The sequence below is a fragment of the Halomonas sp. GT genome, from assembly GCF_002082565.1.
GTDB lineage: Bacteria > Pseudomonadota > Gammaproteobacteria > Pseudomonadales > Halomonadaceae > Vreelandella.
The window spans coordinates 389724-407773 of the sequence record NZ_CP020562.1 but is presented as its reverse complement, the minus strand read 5'-3'; the positions used below and the strand labels follow the sequence as shown (position 1 = coordinate 407773).

Below are 18050 nucleotides of genomic sequence, written 5' to 3'. Positions count from 1 at the left end.
CGTACCCAGGGTTAGTGGGCAGCATCGGGCAGCGGTTTGACAGCGAAGACGCCTACATCGCAGCCGGGTTCGGCAGCACTCTGCGTCTGCTCAGCGACGGTGCGCAGCGAGCTACCACGTGCAGCGAGAATTTGATCCATGGCCCCAGCAAACCAGCCAGTAAACATGTACTCGACCTTTCGCCCAACCTTACCAAGTTGGTAAACGAAGGCGCTATGTTCTAGCCGCACTTGAGCCGTGCCAGCATCAAGATCAATCTGTTCGGTGATGAAATGGCCCCAGCCACGCTGGGAAAGGCGCAGCATATAATGCTCAAAGACAGCCTCGCCTTCGAGACCATGGCACTCGGCCTCTTTCTCACACCAGTGCCAGGCGCTCTTATAGCCAGCGTGATAGAGGATTTCAGCGTACTTTTCAGCGCCTAGCGCCTCTTCAACGGCCACATGGTTGTTGATAAAAAAGTGCCGTGGAACATAGAGCATCGGCAGCGCATCAGTCGTCCAGACGCCGGTTTCACTATCGACTTCGATAGGCAGTGCGGGGGCCAGTTTGGTCACGGGTATCATCCTCTACATCATTATTCTTGGCTAAGGAGCAGGCTTATCCCATCGCTCCTATCAATCTTATGGAGCAAGCGTTTAGGCGCCCCAGACATCCTTGAGGACGCGCACCCAGTTCTCCCCCATGACCTTCCTTACCTGAGTTTCACTAAAGCCGCGATTAAGGAGCGCCTCGGTGAGATTGGGGAACTCTCCGATGGTGCGAATGCCTTTGGGATTAATGATCTTGCCAAAGTCTGTCAAACGACGGGCGTAGCCCTTGTCGTGAGTCAGCCACTCGAAGAACTCTTGTCCATGCCCTTGGGTAAAATCAGTGCCAATGCCGATAGCATCTTCACCGACGATATTCATGACGTACTCGATCGCTTCGCAGTAGTCTTCGATGGTGGAGTCGATGCCCTTTTTGAGAAAAGGCGCGAACATGGTGACACCGACGAAACCGCCGTGATCAGCAATGAACTTGAGTTCTTGATCGGATTTGTTGCGCGGATGCTCTTTGAGACCGGAAGGCAGGCAGTGGGAATAACAGACCGGCTTTTTGGATTCGAGAATCACTTCCTCAGAGGTCTTGGCACCGACATGAGAGAGATCACACATAATGCCGACACGGTTCATTTCAGCGACAATCTCACGGCCAAAGCCAGACAAGCCGCCGTCACGCTCGTAACAGCCGGTTCCCACTAAATTCTGGGTGTTGTAACACATCTGAACAATACCCACGCCCAGCTGTTTGAAGATTTCTACGTAGCCGATTTGATCCTCAAAGGCATGCGCATTCTGGAAACCAAAAATGATCCCAGTCTTGCCCTCTTCTTTCGCACGAGTAATATCAGCGGTGGTGCGTACCGGGCGTACCAGGTCGCTACACTCGGCCATCAGTTGGTTCGACTTGACGATATTATCGACCGTGGCCTGAAACCCTTCCCACACCGAAACAGTGCAGTTAGCCGCTGTCAAACCACCGCGACGCATGTCCTCAAGCAGCTCACGATTCCATTTGGCGATAATCAAGCCATCGATGACGATAGCGTCATCGTGCAGTTCTGAGGGTGTCATAGCTAAGCTCCAACATTGATTTATGTAGCGAGCATAGCGCTGACGTTGAGTTGGGCTGCTCTTGGAAACGACGACGGAAATTCCAAAAACGTCATTGTGTCGTGAACACGACAGCTACTTGGGATCTTTTGATAGTTGCAGCAGCGTAGTTTCGATATAAAAAAACGTGCTACCCGACGCTGGATAGCACGTTCTCATCGTCGGCCTCGTAGGAGATATCAGTCCAACAGCGTCACGCTAGCAAAGGTAGGCTCTCCCTGAGCACACGCTAGTGCCTGCTGAGCGCTTGAGAAAGGCTCATTAGTATTGGGTTCGCCCCCCCACCGTTTGATCAGCGGCGGCGACTTGGCGTGATTATTTCCTTGCCGATCGTGTACCCCGAGGCGCTCATTTCTTGGCGGTACGCCAAAGTATTCACGGTAACACTTAGAAAAATGGGGCGTAGAAACAAAGCCACAAACGGAAGCAATTTCGATGATCGATAAAGGCGTTTGCTTGAGCAACTGTCTAGCGCGCACTAAGCGCAGCTTGAGATAATAACGAGATGGCGAGCAAAGCAGATAACGTTGGAACAGACGCTCTAACTGACGACGCGAAACATTAACATAACGAGCGAGTTCATCGAGCTCGATCGGTTCCTCAAGGTTGGATTCCATCAATGCGACAATCTCCAACAGTTTAGGCTGGGTAGTACCGAGCACGTGCTTAAGAGGAACGCGCTGCTGATCCTGCTCGTTACGCACACGCTCATAGATAAACATTTCGGAGATGCCTGCCGACAGCTCACGTCCATGATCATGAGCAATCAGGTTAAGCATCATATCGAGCGGCGCTGTGCCGCCTGACGCCGTGAATCGATCACGGTCAATCGAAAACAGAAAGGTCGTCAGAATGACATTCGGGAAAGCTTCCTGCATGGAAGCCAAGCACTCCCAATGGATGCTTGTCTCATAGTGATCAAGCAGTCCCGCTTGGCCCAGCGCCCAGCTTCCTGTACATACCGAACCTAAACGTCTTAGTTGACGCGACTGCGATTGAAGCCAACGCACATGCTCACGAGTAACACTATGCTGAGGCCCCACCCCTCCGCACACAACGACCCACTCTAGCGATAAGGGAGTGTGCATAGAGGCGTCAGGCGTTACCTGCAACCCATCACTGGCACGCACTGGCAAACCGTCTTGGGTCAGGGTGTACCAGCGGTACAGTTCACGGCCAGCCAACTGATTAGCCATCCGTAAAGGGTCAATGGCTGAAGCCAGAGAAATTAGGGTGAAATTATCTAACAGGAGAAAACCCAGGGTTTGCGGTTCGCCCGCACGATGGAGATTTGCTGTCAGGTCTTTTGCTTTGTCTGATGTCATCGTTTTACCCTCCGTCACCTTTAGATCATCAGTTTTTCTTTTTATTAGTATAGGTGGCGCTGGCGTTTCTTAGTTTCCCATTACTGCAGTGAACACTCACTCGTGCCGGGGGTGGTAGTACTCTTGAGTCGCATTTTGGCACGAATACGCCGAATAGCGACAAAACCATATTGCAAACTAAGCGATACGTCGCAAACGCAACAGTAGAGGTCGCTCTTAAAACGCCGGATAAGTGCCCCAGATTTCGATTCATGAGGAGCACTTTTTGTGATGGGTACTTTATTTACTACTATTTCCTTGAATCCTTCCCTGATTGCCTGCATATCATGACGTAATCCACTTCAAGCGATGCAGAGCTTAGCCATGTCCATTATTGACCCACGTACCGGCAATCCGTTGACCACGGAACCCGCTAATACCAGCAACGAAGAAGCGGGCACGGCTCGCCCTTCCGTAACACCTGAAGAAGTTATTATTGAGCTTAACGCTGGCAATATTCAGCAAGTGCTCGAAGCATCGATGCAGGTGCCAGTGCTACTGGGCTGTTATTCGCCTTCAAACGCCAGTGGCAACGCTCTGCTAGCGGTGTTGGAAAAGTTAGTTGTCGAATACGCGGGGGCTTTCCTGCTTGGCAAGCTGGACATTGAAGCCAATCCGGAAATCGCCAGCCAGTTAGGCGTGCGCTCAGCCCCCGATGTTAAGCTCGTTAGCCAAGGTGGCTTGGTCGATAGCTTCCAAGGCGTATTACCTGAGAAGGAAGTGCGCGAGTGGCTAAACCGCTACTTCCCAGCACCAGGTGATGCACCGCCTAGTCCAGAAGATCAAGCCGAAGAGGCGTTAACAGCGGGCGATGCAGCAGGCGCACGAGAAATCTATCAAACCTTGATTAGCCAGTATCCAGAGCATTACGCCTACCAGGTCGGCCTTGCAAGAGCACTCGTGGCTGAAAAACGCGGAGAGGATGCCCGCAGCGTACTCGACAACTTGCCCCCCGAAGAGCGCGATGCGGCACCTGCCCGTGGCGTTCGAGCTAGCATCGAATTTAGTGAGCAGGCTCTTTCTGTTGAAGAAGTCGCCGCGCTGGGTGATCGCAACGACAGTGAAGCGCGGTACCAGCGTGCACTGCGCCATGTTGCCGATGGCCAATACGAAACAGGCCTTGAGGGGCTACTTGGTTTGATGAAGGATGACCGCGCCTATAACGACGACGCGGCCCGTAAAACCTTATTACAAGTATTCGACGCCCTGGGTGCCGACCATCCGCTAACCGTTACCTATCGGCGCAAGCTATTTGCTCTGCTGTACTGATTCAGTACTGATCAGGCTTTCAGCAGCTTATCCATTCTCGCTAATGCCGCTTCCAGCTGCGAAGCGGTAGTACCAAAATTAAGCCGCACGAACCCAGGGCAGCCAAACGCAGCCCCATCAGAAAGTGCCACGCCCGCCCGTTCCAGTAATGCTTTGGCGGGCGAAGCGCCTAGTCCTGCCCCGCGCATATCTAGCCACGCCAAGTAGGTAGACGCTGGCTCGCTCATGGTCACTCCCGGCCATAACGCTACCCGTGCCTGCAGCGTAGCGCGGTGATCACGCAGTACCGCTAACAGCGCTTGACGCCAAGGTTCACCGTCGCGATAAGCCGCTTCAGCAGCAACGAGCCCCAGTACATTGCCATCCGGCAAAAAGCCTTTTGTGGCCTCAGCAAAGCGCTTACGCAGCGCAGCATCAGGAATAACGGCACAGGCACTGGTAAGCCCCGCAAGATTGAACGTTTTTGACGGCGCCCACAGCGTGATCGTTCGTTTAGCCAGTTCCGGGAACATGGCAGCCAAGGGGCGATGTTGAGCTCCCTCGTTTAGCAGCAGATCGCAGTGCAACTCATCAGAGACAACCCATAAATCATGCCGTTCAACGACCGCGGCCAACTGGGTAAGCTCCTGGTCACTCCATACACGCCCTGTTGGATTATGGGGATGGCACCAAAGCAGTAGACGGGTTTGCGGTGTTATCGCGGCTTCCAACGCGTCAATATCCAACTGCCAAGGCTCGCCAGGGGACGCAGGCTCAGCTAACATCGCTTGCTGGGCCAGCCGTCCTGTACGTTCTGCAACGGCCAGGAAAGGTGGATAAATCGGGGCAATCGTGAGAACCCCTTCTCCGGGCTTGGTTAGCGCCATCGCCGCAAAGTGCAACGCGGGCACAACGCCAGGCAACCACTGTTGCCAATCGGGCTGAATAGCCCAATCGTAATGTTGGGCGCTCCACTGGCAGAGGGTTTCGGTTAACGTATCGGGCACTTCGCCATAGCCATAGACACCGTGCTCAACCCGAGCACGTAGCGCCTCAATCACGGCTGGCGGTGAGCAAAAATCCATATCTGCCACCCACAATGGCAGTACGCTTGCATCATAGCGATGCCATTTTTGCGAAGCATAATCCCCTTTTGGAGAGCGTCGCTCGACGGGTGTGGCAAAATCAAACGCCATAATTAATCTCACTTATGTTCTCGGGAGTAACTATTGAGCATGCCGCAAGATGACTTTTATACCAAGATGCGTGCGGGACTATCGGCGTTGTTGCGGCAATGGCGTTCACTCGGCCAAGCCGATACTGACCAGTTGGCACTCATTTTGGCTGAAACGGCTCGGGTCGCAAAACTAGGCACCCCCGATGAGACGCCAAGCGGCGCCACACTTGAACAGTGGAGCCACGAGGAGCATGGCGAGATACCGCTCTGGGCACCTCGCACTGCGGTATTTTTACTCAACCAAATGCCCGCCCGCCCCACCCCACAAAGTGATGCAGAGGCTTGCGCCTGGGCTTACTGCTGGCTGCGCAACCGGTCATTTGATTCTCTACAAGCCGCCCATGATGCATTGCCGCCCCACTTAAAAGTGCCACTCGAAAATGCTTTAGAGGCCGCTTGGCGCGACCAACAAGGCCTTCGTTTGGTGTAGTTAGCGATAAATCTCGCCCACGATGAGTGTTGCTAACGGCGTTTGCGCACTGGCGACTTTGGCTTAAAGCCAGCGGGCTTGGTGGCTAGCCAATCGACAAACGCGCGAATGTCATCATCACTCATTAGTGCTTCTAGGCTGGCAAAACGATCTGCTAACTCGCGCTCGCTGTACAGCCGATGAATATGCTTATGGCAAGGATGACAAAGCCAAACAATCGCGGTTAGGCGCTCTTCACGGCTGTAACGTTTTTGATAGCGCGGCTTATTATGCAAGGAGCGCGGTATCAAGTGATGTTTTGTCAACGAAGCTGACCGCTGGCACAGTTCGCAACCTTCAGGCTTTGGGGGCGGGGAAAGCGCATGGGTGCTTGAGTCAATTGAACGCGTCACGGTTTAGAAAGCCTCGTACGCTGGCAACACTTGAGACGATTTAAACACTAAAGCTGCTCAATAAAATAGCCGTGCAACACTAGTAACGACTTAATAACAGCAAGGAAAACACCGCATGATAGAGGTTCCTCTCACTTGGCAACTGGCAAAACTAGGCCTCTCGATTAGCATGGTGCTCGGGCTTGGTGCCATCGCGGTGCGTGCCAGTCCTCGTATGGCGGGACTACTGGCGGGTTATCCTTTAGGAACCGCGTTAGCGCTGTTTTTTATTGGTTTAGAAATTTCCCCGCTGTTTGCAACTCAAAGCGCGGTACATACACTGGCAGGCTTCACTGCAACGATGGCGTTAGTTGCAGGCTATTTAGTGGCAGGTCGCCAGCCAGGATTCAAAGGCATCGCTGGCGGCTTAGCAGGCGGCTTTATTGCGTGGTTCGCGGTTAGCACCGTACTTGCCCAATTCAATTTTACGCGGCTTAGCGGCACGCTACTGACACTCTGTGCTATCGCTGTATTCAGCCTGTTATTCCGCAGTATTCCTGATGTAAAAAGTCCCGCCAGTCGTGCCTTTTCGCTTCCTGCACTTGCCGCGCGAGCATGCTTGGCCACCGCCATCGTTTTTGTGATTACCTGGCTCGCTCATTGGCTGCCACCCGCCTGGGCGGGCACGCTAGCGGCTTTTCCAGTCACCATGCTGCCTTTTCTGCTCATCCTGCATCTAAACTATGGGTTCGCGCCCGCGGCAACCGTGATCAAACACTACCCCATGGGGCTTGGCTCGTTGCTGAGTTATACGCTATGCGTTTCTTTGACTTACAGCACATTAGGGCTTTTCTGGGGAACATTGGCGGGGTTCGCAACTGCCACACTGTGGCTACTTGGCTGGATGCAGTTCTCCGCATGGTATCAACGTCGCGCCACTTGACCAAGCGCTCGCTAGGGGTAATTCTGGTTAACCTGAATTGCTAATAAACAATAAGGATATCCTGATGTTCACCCGTATGATTGAGCCGGCTTTTTACGACACCGATGCGCTAGGCCATATTAACAATACCCGACTGCCAGCTTGGTTTGAGCTGGCTCGTAACGACTTATTCAGGCTATTTACGCCAGACCTCAATCCCAAGCAGTGGCGTTTGATTATGGCGCGGATGGAAGTCGATTACCGCGCTGAACTGTTCTATGGTCACGACATCGAATTACGTACCTATTTGACACGTTTAGGTACCAGCTCATTTACGGTGACTCAAGAAGCGCGCCAACATGGTACGCTGACTAATGTGGGTCATACCGTCCTGGTGCAATACGATCATCAAGAAAAACGTGCGGTACCTATTGAAGGTGATTTGCGCGATGCACTATCCGCACACTTACACAGCGCGCCAACGCCTGCTTAACTCACTCCCCTCCGTTCGGCGGGGCGCAGGGAGATCCCCATGGCAATCCGTTATAATCTTTGGATCGATCCAGATAATACGGCGCAGCATCGCGCCGTTGAAGCCGACCTTGAGCGCTATTTTATGGAGCGCTTTGCTGACTACCCACATATCCGCTTGTTCGGCGCAGACCCCTACGATTATGATGCCCCGTTCAATCGACTTTACGATGTATTAATGGCGCGAGCCGCAGAATATTGCGAAGAGAAGTGGCGCTATGTCGCCACGCCCGAACAGCTCAATCGTTGTTTTTTCCGCGCCGTTGGCCGCTCAAATAAGTTTGTTCAAGATGACCGAAAGTGAGACATCAACGCAATGGTAATCCGTACCGACCAAGCGCCCAATGAGCGCCAGCTAGCTATTATCACTCAACAGCTCGGGCGCGCTCCCCGCGGTATTGAAGCCGTTGCTGCTACCGATGCCCACGGTACTCCACTTGTGCTGCGTATGGCACCGATTGTCGATGGCAAACCGTTTCCTACACTTTACTGGCTATGCTCCGATCTGCTCAAAATTGAGATTTCACGGATTGAAGCCGTGGGTGTTATTAAGGCACTGGAGCAACGCCTTCAGGAAGAGCCTGAGTTTCTGGATGCTTACCAACAAAGCCATCACGATTACGTTAAAGCACGTTGGGCGCATATGAGTGATGCCCAACGCGATGAAGTCGCTAGGCTTGGCTATAGCGATGTTCTCACCGAACGTGGCGTGGGCGGCATTAGTAATTGGCAACAGGTACGCTGCCTGCACACTCAGTATGCCCACCATTTATGCGGTAATAACGTGATCGGGCAATGGATGGATGAACACTACAATGTTCAGCGCTGCCTAAGCTAACGGCCAATTCACGGCTTGATAACTCACCATAACTCACCGCTCATTTATAAGCAGCTGATCTGTCATAAGGACGCTTACCATGGCACGAATTTGTGTATATTTAGGCTCGCGTGAAGGGAATACACCTGCTTTTCGCCAAGCCGCCAACGCACTTGGCACCGCCATTGCTAACCGCGGACACACGCTTGTTTATGGCGGTGCACGTATTGGCTTGATGGGTGCGCTGGCCAACGCAACGCTAGAGGCAGGCGGCAAGGTTATTGGCGTGATGCCAGACCACCTTGTTGAGCGCGAGCAGGCACATTTTGGCTTAACCGAGCTTATACGCGTGCCAAATATGCATGAACGCAAAGCTACTATGGCTGCCAATGCTGACGCTTTTATTGCCCTTCCTGGCGGCATAGGCACCTTTGAAGAGCTGTTTGAAATCTGGACCTGGGGCTATTTAGGGCTTCACGAAAAACCCATGGGTCTACTCGACACCGATGGCTTTTATGCTCCACTGCTTACCTTTTTGGATAGTACCGTCAGCCACGGTTTTTTGGCCCAAACAACACGCGATATGTTGATGGACGCGCCCACGCCCAACCAACTACTGACTGCATTAGAAACACAGCTTGGCTCAGCGTAAACCGGTAGTGTTAAAGAGAGATAATGGAAAGGGCAGCGTTTAAAACCAGTACTTAAGAACCGTCTAAGAACGCTCCCAGCATCAGCGCTTAGTGCCTTCAGTTAGCATAAAGGTACGCTGATAAGTGAGCTGTAACAGACGAGCATCTTCGCCCGCGCGATGACGGTGTATACCACGTTCAGCGATGACAGCTTCCTTTGTGTTACTCCACAGTGCTTGCTGCTCTTCGCTGAGCAAGATACGTAACGCTTCTAAACGAAAGCGCGGCAGCATTCCCGCATGGTGAAACAGCAGCGACAACCAGGTGTTATCGTATCCCCAACTATCACTATAGGCTTTGCCTATCTCACGAAGTTCGTCGTTTAACCACTGCGCCACTTGGCGCACAGGATAACCTTCTCGTTTTAAGCGATCTCGGGAAATTCCGTGTAAAAGTTCAGCTTTGGAGTCCCAATGCGTCCACTCTTCCAACGGCTGAATGAGAAATGCGCAGCAGCTACCGTCGGCACGAGCAATGCCAACTTCAATAGGATAGCTGCCGCGCCCAAATCCTGACGCTTCAATATCTAGCACTGTTGGTAGCGTCTCGGACACTGATTTCCTCATTCACTGATCTCAGCGGCCAAACCACTGACTTATCTTCTAGGCTGCCGCCATTTCCGTCGTTGACTGACGATCAGCCAAGCGTTGCCAATAGGTTGCCTGCTCACCGTCTACTGCCAAGCCTAGCTCACCTAGCCGATAGGCGCGCGCTAGTCGCTCTGCGGCCAAATAATGGCCTGATTGGGCAGCTCGGGCATACCACGTCACCGCGTAATCCTCGCGACGCGGATACTGGACACACCCATGCTCATGAATTTGCGCTGCTTGATACTGTGATTTTATATCGCCAGCCTGAGCCGCTTCTAACACATAACGCGCGCCACGTGCCTTATCCTGCGGTGATAAGCTGCGATGAAACAGCATGTGGCCATAGATCGACTGTGCATCCGGATGCCCCGCTTCTGCACAGCGTTTAAGCAAGCGCATCGTCAAACGTTGTGTGCGCGGCGAACGCGGCAATAACCAGCGAGTATGAAACAGCTGCTCGGCTAGGCGAAACTCTAACCGGGTAAACAAAGTTGATGCCTGCGGCATGGCAAACCACCCTGCCTATCTGTTGAGATCTTCGGCTAGCCATCGTTCCTGCGATTTGACCGCTAACCATACGATTAACCAGCCCTAGGCTGGTCGATGGGCTGGCAAGCATACGCCTGCCTTTGCGCTTACTCAACCCTATTGATTTGCTGCTTTTGTAGCGCCTCGCTAACATGCCTCTCACGCGCCGTTATTAGCGGCGTTCATCACCGAATATCCTGAGGCAATTTCGCTTCATTGAGGAGACGATAATGCAAACGCGCCCACTGGGTAGAACCGGGATGGAGGTCAGCCGACTTTGTTTAGGCACCATGACCTTCGGCGAACAAAATAGTGAAGCAGAAGCTCACGAGCAGCTCGACCGCGCAGTCGCTTTTGGCATTAATTTTATCGACACCGCTGAAATGTATCCGGTTCCACCAAAGGCTGAAACGCAAGGACTTACAGAGACTTATATTGGCAGCTGGCTGAAAGCCCGTAGTGCCAGAGACGATGTTATTATAGCTACCAAAGCCGCAGGCCCTGGCTTAGACCATATTCGTGGTGGCCCAAGAATGACGCGTGACCATCTGCACCAGGCTGTTGATACCAGCCTTGCACGGCTCAACACTGACTATATCGATCTCTATCAATTGCACTGGCCAGACCGAAAAACCAACTTTTTTGGTCAACTGGGTTATACCCATGAAGAGCAAGAAGACGCAACACCGCTAGAAGAAACACTCTCAGCACTAAAAGAACTCGTTGATGCCGGAAAAATACGCGCCATAGGCCTTTCTAATGAAACGCCGTGGGGAGTCATGCGTATGCTGCAGTTATCAGAGCAGTTGGGGCTGCCTAGGGTCGCGTCTATTCAAAATCCCTATAACTTGCTTAACCGTACGTTTGAAGTCGGTCTCGCCGAGATCGCCCACCGTGAAGATGTGGGCTTGCTCGCTTACTCGCCGCTGGGCTTTGGTGTGCTGTCAGGTAAGTATCTTGATGGTGCGCAGCCACCGAAAGGGCGCTTGACGCTCTATGAGCGGTTTAAACGCTATACCTCGCCAGAAGCAGAAGCTGCAACACAGGCGTACGTTCAACTGGCCAGAGAGCATGACTTGGATCCCGCCCAAATGGCACTGGCATTTGTGAACTCTCGTCGTTTCCTGACCAGCAATATTATTGGCGCCACCACGATGGATCAGCTTGAAAGCAACCTCGACAGCGAGAGCCTTAAGCTGGATGAAGAAGTACTCACTGCGATCGACGACATCCATCGTCGGATGCCTAATCCCTGCCCCTAATCACGTTTTCACTATCAAACCGATAGCCTCGGCCATCGCCGAGGCTTGGTATAATCGCATCAATTACTTCCCCCTCTTTTCTGTCACGGCATAAGGAGCACGCCATGCTGAGCGTTATTTCCCCCGCCAAAACGCTAGACTTTGAAACACCCTCAACAACCGATAAGGTCACCCAGCCCGACTTTCTCGACCGAAGTAAACCATTAATTGAGATTCTGCGCGATTATTCACCACAACAACTCAGCGATCTAATGGGCATTAGCGATAAATTGGCGGGCCTAAACGCTGCGCGCTTCGCCGACTGGCAGCCGCCGTTCACCTTGGATAACGCCAAACCGGCGGTACAGGCCTTTCAAGGAGATGTCTATACAGGGTTAGAAGCCAACACCTTTAGCGATGACGACAACCTGTTTGCCCAGCAACATCTACGTATTCTATCAGGGCTATACGGCTTGCTGCGTCCACTAGACCTGATCCAGGCCTACCGGCTTGAGATGGGCACCAAACTACCCAATGACGCTGGCAAGGACCTTTACGCCTATTGGAAACCAACGTTAACGCAAGCACTTAATAGCGCCATTGAAGAAAGTGGCTCAAACGTGCTGATCAACCTTGCATCTAACGAATACTTCAAGGCGATCGATACAAAGAAGCTAGGCGCTCGGATCATCACCCCCGTTTTCAAAGACGAGAAAAACGGCTCTTTCAAAATCATTAGTTTTTATGCAAAAAAAGCCCGCGGCTTGATGAGCGCATGGATTATCCAACAACAAATCAACGACCCCGAGCAACTCACTGCTTTTGACGTGGCTGGGTATCGGTTTGATCCTGCGGCCTCTCAAGGAGACACGTTAGTGTTCACCCGTAACGAAAATGCTCGTCCATGAACGCACTCATTAAAAAAAAGTCACAGCGCGCGGCGAGCGCGGCTTTAGAAAGCGTTGGTGGACATCTTTGAACAGTGCCGAATCACAGCGATATAGCCATTCATAGGCAACCATGTCTGCTGTCACCGCCACCGCTCCGTTAGCACAAGCGCGCTCCCGAGCAAGGCGGGCCTCATCACTGCGACGGCTCGCCGTCGCTTCGCTCAGCCAAAACACTTGATACCCCGCTTCTAGCAAACCAAGCGCACTTTGCAAAACGCAGATATGGGCTTCTGTGCCGCAAATGATTACTTGTTTGGCCCCATGTTCTGCAAGCGCTTCAGCAAACGCTGCCTCTTCCATTGCGCTGAAATGATGCTTTTGCCAAACGCGATGGTCGCCTAGTGCATTTAACAACTCAGGGGCAGTACCACCTAGCCTCTCCGGATACTGCTCAGTTAACCAAACAGGTACTTTTACCGCCTTGGCTACACCAGCCAACCAAGCAGCCTCTTCAATCGCTGATTCGCCCCCATCAATCACGGGCAAAAGTCCCGCCTGAAAGTCGACAATTAGTAACAAACTTTGAGCTTGATGTAAGCGCACGTTTTCACCCTCTTTTTGTCTTTATACACAACAACACCTTAACCCGTTTCCCCACTTACACGGTAAACTTGTCACTGATTATTTTCTATACGCCTCTCCCAAGGCGTGTAACCTTAACTTCTGCATCTCTCATGGAGAATCAACATGTTACGACAATTCCTTGTCATGTTCCTAGTCAGCGTCATGGGCATAAGTGCCGCCGTTGAATATGCCGAAGCACGACGCTTAGGCGGCGGTAGCAGCATGGGTAGTGTTTCACGTTCGGCGGATCGGCCCGCCAGCACTCCGGCACAACAGCAGGTTCAGAGCACTCAGCAACAAGGCCAAGCTACTGCCGCTCGTCGTGGTGGTATGGGTGGTATGGTGGGAGGCCTGCTGGCAGGGGGATTACTAGCAGCGCTTTTCTTTGGTGGCGCCTTTGATGAACTGCGCCTTATGGACATACTGCTAATGGCTGGAATTGTTGCCTTGGCAATCTTCGCCTTCCGAGCCGTTATGCGACAACGGCGCCCCGCTTCGGCAACTGCTGCAGGCTATCAGCGTGAACGTCAGGAGACCCAGCATACGCTTAGCAATATCGCAGCGGCTCCCGGGAGCTTCGCTAGCGGCTTGCAGAGCACGCCTGCATGGTTCGATAAGGAGCGCTTCCTCAGCGGAGCTAAAGAACACTTCATGACGCTGCAGCGTGCCTGGGACAATAATGATCTGAGCCAAATACAAGAGTATGTAACGCCAGAATTTTATAATCTGTTACGCAAAGAGCGCGCCGAGCAGCCTGCTAATAATCGTACTGACGTTATTAGGCTGTTTGCAGAATTAGGTGATATAAGCGAGTACGATGGCTATGCTGAGGCCTCTGTAATATTCCACGGACTACTAGAAGAGAACGGAGAGCAAACCGAATTTAATGAAACCTGGCATCTAACCCGCACCATGCGTGACCAAGCACCATGGTACTTACAAGGTATTGAGCAAAATCCAGGGGCATAGCGCTATTGCATTTAAACGCAAAACAGCCGCTTCTAAGCGGCTGTTTTTTGTATCAACAACACATGGGGTCCGCTTAGTTCTCTGCAGACTCTTCGATATTCTCGCCCATCTCTTCAAGGCTTTCACCAGCGTCTTCCATGCTCTCATCAATGCTTTCACCCGCTTCTTCAGCTGGGCCTTGATTATCACATGCGGCCAAACCGCCCATCATTAATGCCATTAATAGTGCTATTGCCAGTTTCTTCATAAGCTGCGTACTCATATCGCCTCTCCTCCTGAGATGGTGCTTCATGATACGTTCCACAATATAGTAGGCGCTAGATGCAACTCATGCTAGCGCGACACAGTAACCTCTTGTTATTAAATTTATTAAAACAGCTGTTTAAAGGAAAAAACATGCAAGTGACAGAAAATCACTACGCAAAAAATTCCCCAAGGCATCAGTTCACAGCCCTGGAGAATTTTTTTCGAATAAGCGCCTGACGCTGACTCCCCCCAGCCCTTCGAGCCGCCCTCGTCATTCCCAGCGGGAATCCATATTGAACAGGGGTTTCGGGCTACTGCAGGCCAAGGTCAAGGTGGATTCCCGATAACCCCACTCGGGAATGACGGTGCGGTGACTTGGGAACGTCCCTAATTGATTTTCTTCCGCACAAACAAAAAACCCAGCCGATAGGCTGGGTTTTTTGCGGTATAAGTGCCTGACGATGACCTACTCTCGCATGGGGAGACCCCACACTACCATCGGCGCTAAGCGGTTTCACTTCTGAGTTCGGCATGGGATCAGGTGGTTCACGCGTGCTATGGTCGTCAGGCGTAACTTTTAATGTATATCATGCTGAACATGTTACTGATGTTTTGTGGCGTCTCTTTCGTCTCAAGCCCTTCGTGTATCACGTTGGGCTTGATTCGCGTATCCGGTTCTCTGAGTGTCTTCACACTCGTCTCGTTATCACTGCGACCAGACCCCTTGGGTGTTATAGGGTCAAGCCTCACGGGCCATTAGTACACGTTAGCTCAACGCCTTGCAGCGCTTCCACACCGTGCCTATCAACCAGCTGGTCTCGCTGGGCCCTTCAGGAGGCTCTAGGCCTCAGGGATGTCTCATCTTGAAGGGGGCTTCCCGCTTAGATGCTTTCAGCGGTTATCCCGTCCGCACATAGCTACCCGGCAATGCCACTGGCGTGACAACCGGAACACCAGAGGTGCGTCCACTCCGGTCCTCTCGTACTAGGAGCAGCCCTTCTCAAACATCCAACGCCCACGGCAGATAGGGACCGAACTGTCTCACGACGTTCTAAACCCAGCTCGCGTACCACTTTAAATGGCGAACAGCCATACCCTTGGGACCGACTTCAGCCCCAGGATGTGATGAGCCGACATCGAGGTGCCAAACACCGCCGTCGATGTGAACTCTTGGGCGGTATCAGCCTGTTATCCCCGGAGTACCTTTTATCCGTTGAGCGATGGCCCTTCCATACAGAACCACCGGATCACTAGAACCTGCTTTCGCACCTGCTCGACGTGTCTGTCTCGCAGTCAAGCACCCTTATGCTCTTGCACTCACTGCACGATGTCCGACCGTGCTGAGGGTACCTTCGTGCTCCTCCGTTACTCTTTGGGAGGAGACCGCCCCAGTCAAACTACCCACCACACACTGTCCTCGATCCGGATAACGGACCTGAGTGAGAACGCCAATGATGCCAGGCTGGTATTTCAAGGTTGGCTCCCCTCGAACTGGCGTCCGAGATTCAAAGCCTCCCAGCTATCCTACACAGGCAACATCAGCGTCCAGTGTGAAGCTATAGTAAAGGTTCACGGGGTCTTTCCGTCTAGCCGCGGGTACACCGCATCTTCACGGCGATTTCAATTTCACTGAGTCTCGGGTGGAGACAGCGTGGCCATCATTACGCCATTCGTGCAGGTCGGAACTTACCCGACAAGGAATTTCGCTACCTTAGGACCGTTATAGTTACGGCCGCCGTTTACCGGGGCTTCAATCAAGAGCTTCGCCTTGCGGCTAACACCATCATTTAACCTTCCGGCACCGGGCAGGCGTCACACCCTATACGTCCGCTTGCGCGTTAGCAGAGTGCTGTGTTTTTACTAAACAGTTGCAGCCACCTGGTATCTTCGACCGGTTCGGGCTCTGAGAGCAAGTCTCGTCACCCTACGCCGGCGTGCCTTCTCCCGAAGTTACGGCACCATTTTGCCTAGTTCCTTCACCCGAGTTCTCTCAAGCGCCTTGGGATTCTCACCCTGACCACCTGTGTCGGTTTGGGGTACGGTCGCACATGATCTGAAGCTTAGAGGCTTTTCCTGGAAGCGTGGCATCAATGACTTCCTGACCGTGGTCAGTTCGTTTCGTGTCTCGGCCTTAAAGCATCCCGGATTTACCTAAGATGCCAGCCTACTCACTTTCACCAGGACAACCAACGCCTGGCTCACCTAGCCTTCTCCGTCCCCCCATCGCAATCATGTCCGGTACGGGAATATTAACCCGTTTCCCATCGACTACGCCTTTCGGCCTCGCCTTAGGGGCCGACTCACTCTGCTCCGATTAGCGTCGAACAGAAACCCTTGGTCTTCCGGCGAGGGAGTTTTTCACTCCCTTTATCGTTACTCATGTCAGCATTCGCACTCGTGATACCTCCAGCGAACTTCTCAATTCACCTTCATTGGCTTACACGACGCTCCTCTACCGCTCACACCTAAGTGTGAACCCGTAGCTTCGGTACCTGGTTTAGCCCCGTTACATCTTCCGCGCAGGCCGACTCGACTAGTGAGCTATTACGCTTTCTTTAAAGGATGGCTGCTTCTAAGCCAACCTCCTAGCTGTCTGAGCCTTCCCACATCGTTTCCCACTTAACCAGGATTTCGGGACCTTAGCTGACGGTCTGGGTTGTTTCCCTTTTCACGACGGACGTTAGCACCCGCCGTGTGTCTCCCACGCTCGCACTCACCGGTATTCGGAGTTTGCCTCGGGTTGGTAAGTCGGGATGACCCCCTAGCCGAAACAGTGCTCTACCCCCGGCGGTGATACGTGAGGCGCTACCTAAATAGCTTTCGAGGAGAACCAGCTATCTCCGAGCTTGATTAGCCTTTCACTCCGATCCACAAGTCATCCAAATCTTTTTCAACAGATCCTGGTTCGGGCCTCCAGTTGATGTTACTCAACCTTCACCCTGCTCATGGATAGATCGCTCGGTTTCGGGTCTATATCCAGCGACTGTGTCGCCCAGTTAAGACTCGGTTTCCCTACGGCTCCCCTAAACGGTTAACCTCGCCACTGAATATAAGTCGCTGACCCATTATACAAAAGGTACGCAGTCACAGAACAAGTCTGCTCCTACTGCTTGTACGCACACGGTTTCAGGATCTATTTCACTCCCCTCTCCGGGGTTCTTTTCGCCTTTCCCTCACGGTACTGGTTCACTATCGGTCAGCCAGGAGTATTTAGCCTTGGAGGATGGTCCCCCCGTCTTCAGTCAAGGTTTCTCGTGCCCCGACCTACTCGATTTCACATGATCAGATTTTCGACTACGGGGCTATCACCCACTATGGCCGCGCTTCCCAGCGCATTCGCCTAATCAGTCACATGCTTAAGGGCTGGTCCCCGTTCGCTCGCCGCTACTAGGGGAATCTCGGTTGATTTCTTTTCCTCAGGGTACTTAGATGTTTCAGTTCCCCTGGTTCGCCTCTTACGCCTATATATTCAGCGCAAGATACTCATCTTATGATGAGTGGGTTTCCCCATTCAGAAATGCCCGGGTCACAGGTTGTTTGCCACCTCGCCGAGCCTTATCGCAGGCTTCCACGTCTTTCATCGCCTCTGGCTGCCTAGGCATCCACCGTGTGCGCTTCATTGCTTGACCCTATAACCCGAAGGAGTCTGGTGTCTCGCAATGATAACGATTGCCGGATACGCTTGAGACGTATCA

19 protein-coding genes and 2 rRNA genes are annotated in these 18050 nt (G+C 52.6%); 10 read left to right on the top strand and 11 right to left on the bottom strand.

Annotated features, from left to right (window positions below; all coding sequences use genetic code 11):
- Positions 1–11: 11 nt before the first annotated feature.
- From B6A39_RS01970 to B6A39_RS01960, 3 genes are all read right to left on the bottom strand, one after another.
- The gene (locus B6A39_RS01970) at positions 12–557 is read right to left on the bottom strand and encodes a 4-vinyl reductase (RefSeq protein WP_083007828.1); all 546 of its coding nucleotides are present in this window, start codon (positions 555–557) and stop codon (positions 12–14) included.
- Between the two features lie 81 nt (positions 558–638).
- Positions 639–1616, bottom strand: a complete 978-nt coding sequence (locus B6A39_RS01965; RefSeq protein WP_083000811.1) for a dipeptidase — start codon at positions 1614–1616, stop codon at positions 639–641.
- A 218-nt stretch (positions 1617–1834) separates the two neighbouring features.
- Positions 1835–2980 carry a GlxA family transcriptional regulator gene (locus B6A39_RS01960; protein WP_083000809.1) on the bottom strand — a complete coding sequence of 382 codons (1146 nt, stop codon included), beginning with the start codon at positions 2978–2980 and terminating at the stop codon, positions 1835–1837.
- Positions 2981–3343: 363 nt separating this feature from the next.
- On the opposite strand from B6A39_RS01960, the gene B6A39_RS01955 reads away from it, so the two are divergent.
- Positions 3344–4288, top strand: coding sequence for a co-chaperone YbbN (locus B6A39_RS01955; RefSeq protein ID WP_083000807.1), 945 nt, complete (start codon positions 3344–3346; stop codon positions 4286–4288).
- Between the two features lie 11 nt (positions 4289–4299).
- Here B6A39_RS01955 and B6A39_RS01950 read toward each other — a convergent pair whose 3' ends face one another.
- Positions 4300–5463, bottom strand: coding sequence for a MalY/PatB family protein (locus tag B6A39_RS01950; RefSeq protein ID WP_083000804.1), 1164 nt, complete (start codon positions 5461–5463; stop codon positions 4300–4302).
- A 39-nt stretch (positions 5464–5502) separates the two neighbouring features.
- On the opposite strand from B6A39_RS01950, the gene B6A39_RS01945 reads away from it, so the two are divergent.
- Complete coding sequence (locus B6A39_RS01945; protein ID WP_083000801.1) at positions 5503–5934, top strand: hypothetical protein; 432 nt, start codon at positions 5503–5505, stop codon at positions 5932–5934.
- A gap of 32 nt (positions 5935–5966) precedes the next feature.
- Here the strand turns inward: B6A39_RS01945 and B6A39_RS01940 are convergent, their stop codons facing one another.
- Positions 5967–6326, bottom strand: coding sequence for a hypothetical protein (locus B6A39_RS01940; protein ID WP_083000799.1), 360 nt, complete (start codon positions 6324–6326; stop codon positions 5967–5969).
- A 115-nt stretch (positions 6327–6441) separates the two neighbouring features.
- Between B6A39_RS01940 and B6A39_RS01935 the strand changes: the two genes are divergently transcribed.
- From B6A39_RS01935 to B6A39_RS01915, 5 genes are all read left to right on the top strand, one after another.
- Positions 6442–7248 carry a hypothetical protein gene (locus tag B6A39_RS01935; protein WP_083000796.1) on the top strand — a complete coding sequence of 269 codons (807 nt, stop codon included), beginning with the start codon at positions 6442–6444 and terminating at the stop codon, positions 7246–7248.
- A gap of 64 nt (positions 7249–7312) precedes the next feature.
- Positions 7313–7720, top strand: coding sequence for an acyl-CoA thioesterase (locus tag B6A39_RS01930; RefSeq protein WP_009724019.1), 408 nt, complete (start codon positions 7313–7315; stop codon positions 7718–7720).
- A gap of 39 nt (positions 7721–7759) precedes the next feature.
- Positions 7760–8062 (top strand): hypothetical protein, encoded by a 303-nt coding sequence (locus tag B6A39_RS01925; RefSeq protein ID WP_009724018.1) that lies wholly within the window; start codon positions 7760–7762, stop codon positions 8060–8062.
- Positions 8063–8074: 12 nt separating this feature from the next.
- Complete coding sequence (locus tag B6A39_RS01920) at positions 8075–8596, top strand: DUF501 domain-containing protein (RefSeq protein WP_083000794.1); 522 nt, start codon at positions 8075–8077, stop codon at positions 8594–8596.
- 79 nt (positions 8597–8675) lie between these two features.
- Positions 8676–9227 carry a TIGR00730 family Rossman fold protein gene (locus tag B6A39_RS01915; RefSeq protein ID WP_083000792.1) on the top strand — a complete coding sequence of 184 codons (552 nt, stop codon included), beginning with the start codon at positions 8676–8678 and terminating at the stop codon, positions 9225–9227.
- An 81-nt stretch (positions 9228–9308) separates the two neighbouring features.
- On the opposite strand, the gene B6A39_RS01910 is transcribed toward B6A39_RS01915, so the two are convergent.
- Positions 9309–9821, bottom strand: coding sequence for a hypothetical protein (locus B6A39_RS01910; protein ID WP_083000790.1), 513 nt, complete (start codon positions 9819–9821; stop codon positions 9309–9311).
- A 48-nt stretch (positions 9822–9869) separates the two neighbouring features.
- Complete coding sequence (locus B6A39_RS01905) at positions 9870–10364, bottom strand: tetratricopeptide repeat protein (protein WP_083000787.1); 495 nt, start codon at positions 10362–10364, stop codon at positions 9870–9872.
- Positions 10365–10615: 251 nt separating this feature from the next.
- Here B6A39_RS01905 and B6A39_RS01900 point away from each other — a divergent pair, with 251 nt between their 5' ends.
- Positions 10616–11647: an NADP(H)-dependent aldo-keto reductase gene (locus tag B6A39_RS01900; RefSeq protein ID WP_083000784.1), complete on the top strand. Its 1032-nt coding sequence runs from the start codon at positions 10616–10618 to the stop codon at positions 11645–11647.
- 104 nt (positions 11648–11751) lie between these two features.
- Entirely contained in the window at positions 11752–12534 is a 783-nt protein-coding gene (yaaA, locus tag B6A39_RS01895) for a peroxide stress protein YaaA (RefSeq protein WP_083000782.1), read from the top strand.
- Positions 12535–12543: 9 nt separating this feature from the next.
- Here the strand turns inward: yaaA and B6A39_RS01890 are convergent, their stop codons facing one another.
- Positions 12544–13119: an isochorismatase family protein gene (locus tag B6A39_RS01890; protein ID WP_083000780.1), complete on the bottom strand. Its 576-nt coding sequence runs from the start codon at positions 13117–13119 to the stop codon at positions 12544–12546.
- Positions 13120–13263: 144 nt separating this feature from the next.
- On the opposite strand from B6A39_RS01890, the gene B6A39_RS01885 reads away from it, so the two are divergent.
- Positions 13264–14109 carry a Tim44 domain-containing protein gene (locus tag B6A39_RS01885; protein WP_083000778.1) on the top strand — a complete coding sequence of 282 codons (846 nt, stop codon included), beginning with the start codon at positions 13264–13266 and terminating at the stop codon, positions 14107–14109.
- A gap of 73 nt (positions 14110–14182) precedes the next feature.
- Here B6A39_RS01885 and B6A39_RS01880 read toward each other — a convergent pair whose 3' ends face one another.
- The 3 genes from B6A39_RS01880 to B6A39_RS01870 form a co-directional block, all read right to left on the bottom strand.
- Positions 14183–14371 (bottom strand): hypothetical protein, encoded by a 189-nt coding sequence (locus B6A39_RS01880; protein ID WP_083000776.1) that lies wholly within the window; start codon positions 14369–14371, stop codon positions 14183–14185.
- Between the two features lie 437 nt (positions 14372–14808).
- Positions 14809–14924: ribosomal RNA gene (gene rrf, locus B6A39_RS01875) — 5S ribosomal RNA — on the bottom strand.
- A gap of 166 nt (positions 14925–15090) precedes the next feature.
- Positions 15091–17984, bottom strand: a 23S ribosomal RNA gene (locus B6A39_RS01870).
- Positions 17985–18050 lie beyond the last annotated feature (66 nt).

Coding starts and splice junctions, on each gene's coding strand:
- B6A39_RS01905 (WP_083000787.1), bottom strand. CDS start 10,364: ATGCCGCAGGCATCAACTTTGTTTACCCGGTTAGAGTTTCGCCTAGCC.
- yaaA (WP_083000782.1), top strand. CDS start 11,752: ATGCTGAGCGTTATTTCCCCCGCCAAAACGCTAGACTTTGAAACACCC.
- B6A39_RS01960 (WP_083000809.1), bottom strand. CDS start 2,980: ATGACATCAGACAAAGCAAAAGACCTGACAGCAAATCTCCATCGTGCG.
- B6A39_RS01965 (WP_083000811.1), bottom strand. CDS start 1,616: ATGACACCCTCAGAACTGCACGATGACGCTATCGTCATCGATGGCTTG.
- B6A39_RS01920 (WP_083000794.1), top strand. CDS start 8,075: ATGGTAATCCGTACCGACCAAGCGCCCAATGAGCGCCAGCTAGCTATT.
- B6A39_RS01915 (WP_083000792.1), top strand. CDS start 8,676: ATGGCACGAATTTGTGTATATTTAGGCTCGCGTGAAGGGAATACACCT.
- B6A39_RS01925 (WP_009724018.1), top strand. CDS start 7,760: ATGGCAATCCGTTATAATCTTTGGATCGATCCAGATAATACGGCGCAG.
- B6A39_RS01885 (WP_083000778.1), top strand. CDS start 13,264: ATGTTACGACAATTCCTTGTCATGTTCCTAGTCAGCGTCATGGGCATA.
- B6A39_RS01955 (WP_083000807.1), top strand. CDS start 3,344: ATGTCCATTATTGACCCACGTACCGGCAATCCGTTGACCACGGAACCC.
- B6A39_RS01880 (WP_083000776.1), bottom strand. CDS start 14,371: ATGAGTACGCAGCTTATGAAGAAACTGGCAATAGCACTATTAATGGCA.
- B6A39_RS01900 (WP_083000784.1), top strand. CDS start 10,616: ATGCAAACGCGCCCACTGGGTAGAACCGGGATGGAGGTCAGCCGACTT.
- B6A39_RS01945 (WP_083000801.1), top strand. CDS start 5,503: ATGCCGCAAGATGACTTTTATACCAAGATGCGTGCGGGACTATCGGCG.
- B6A39_RS01930 (WP_009724019.1), top strand. CDS start 7,313: ATGTTCACCCGTATGATTGAGCCGGCTTTTTACGACACCGATGCGCTA.
- B6A39_RS01950 (WP_083000804.1), bottom strand. CDS start 5,463: ATGGCGTTTGATTTTGCCACACCCGTCGAGCGACGCTCTCCAAAAGGG.
- B6A39_RS01935 (WP_083000796.1), top strand. CDS start 6,442: ATGATAGAGGTTCCTCTCACTTGGCAACTGGCAAAACTAGGCCTCTCG.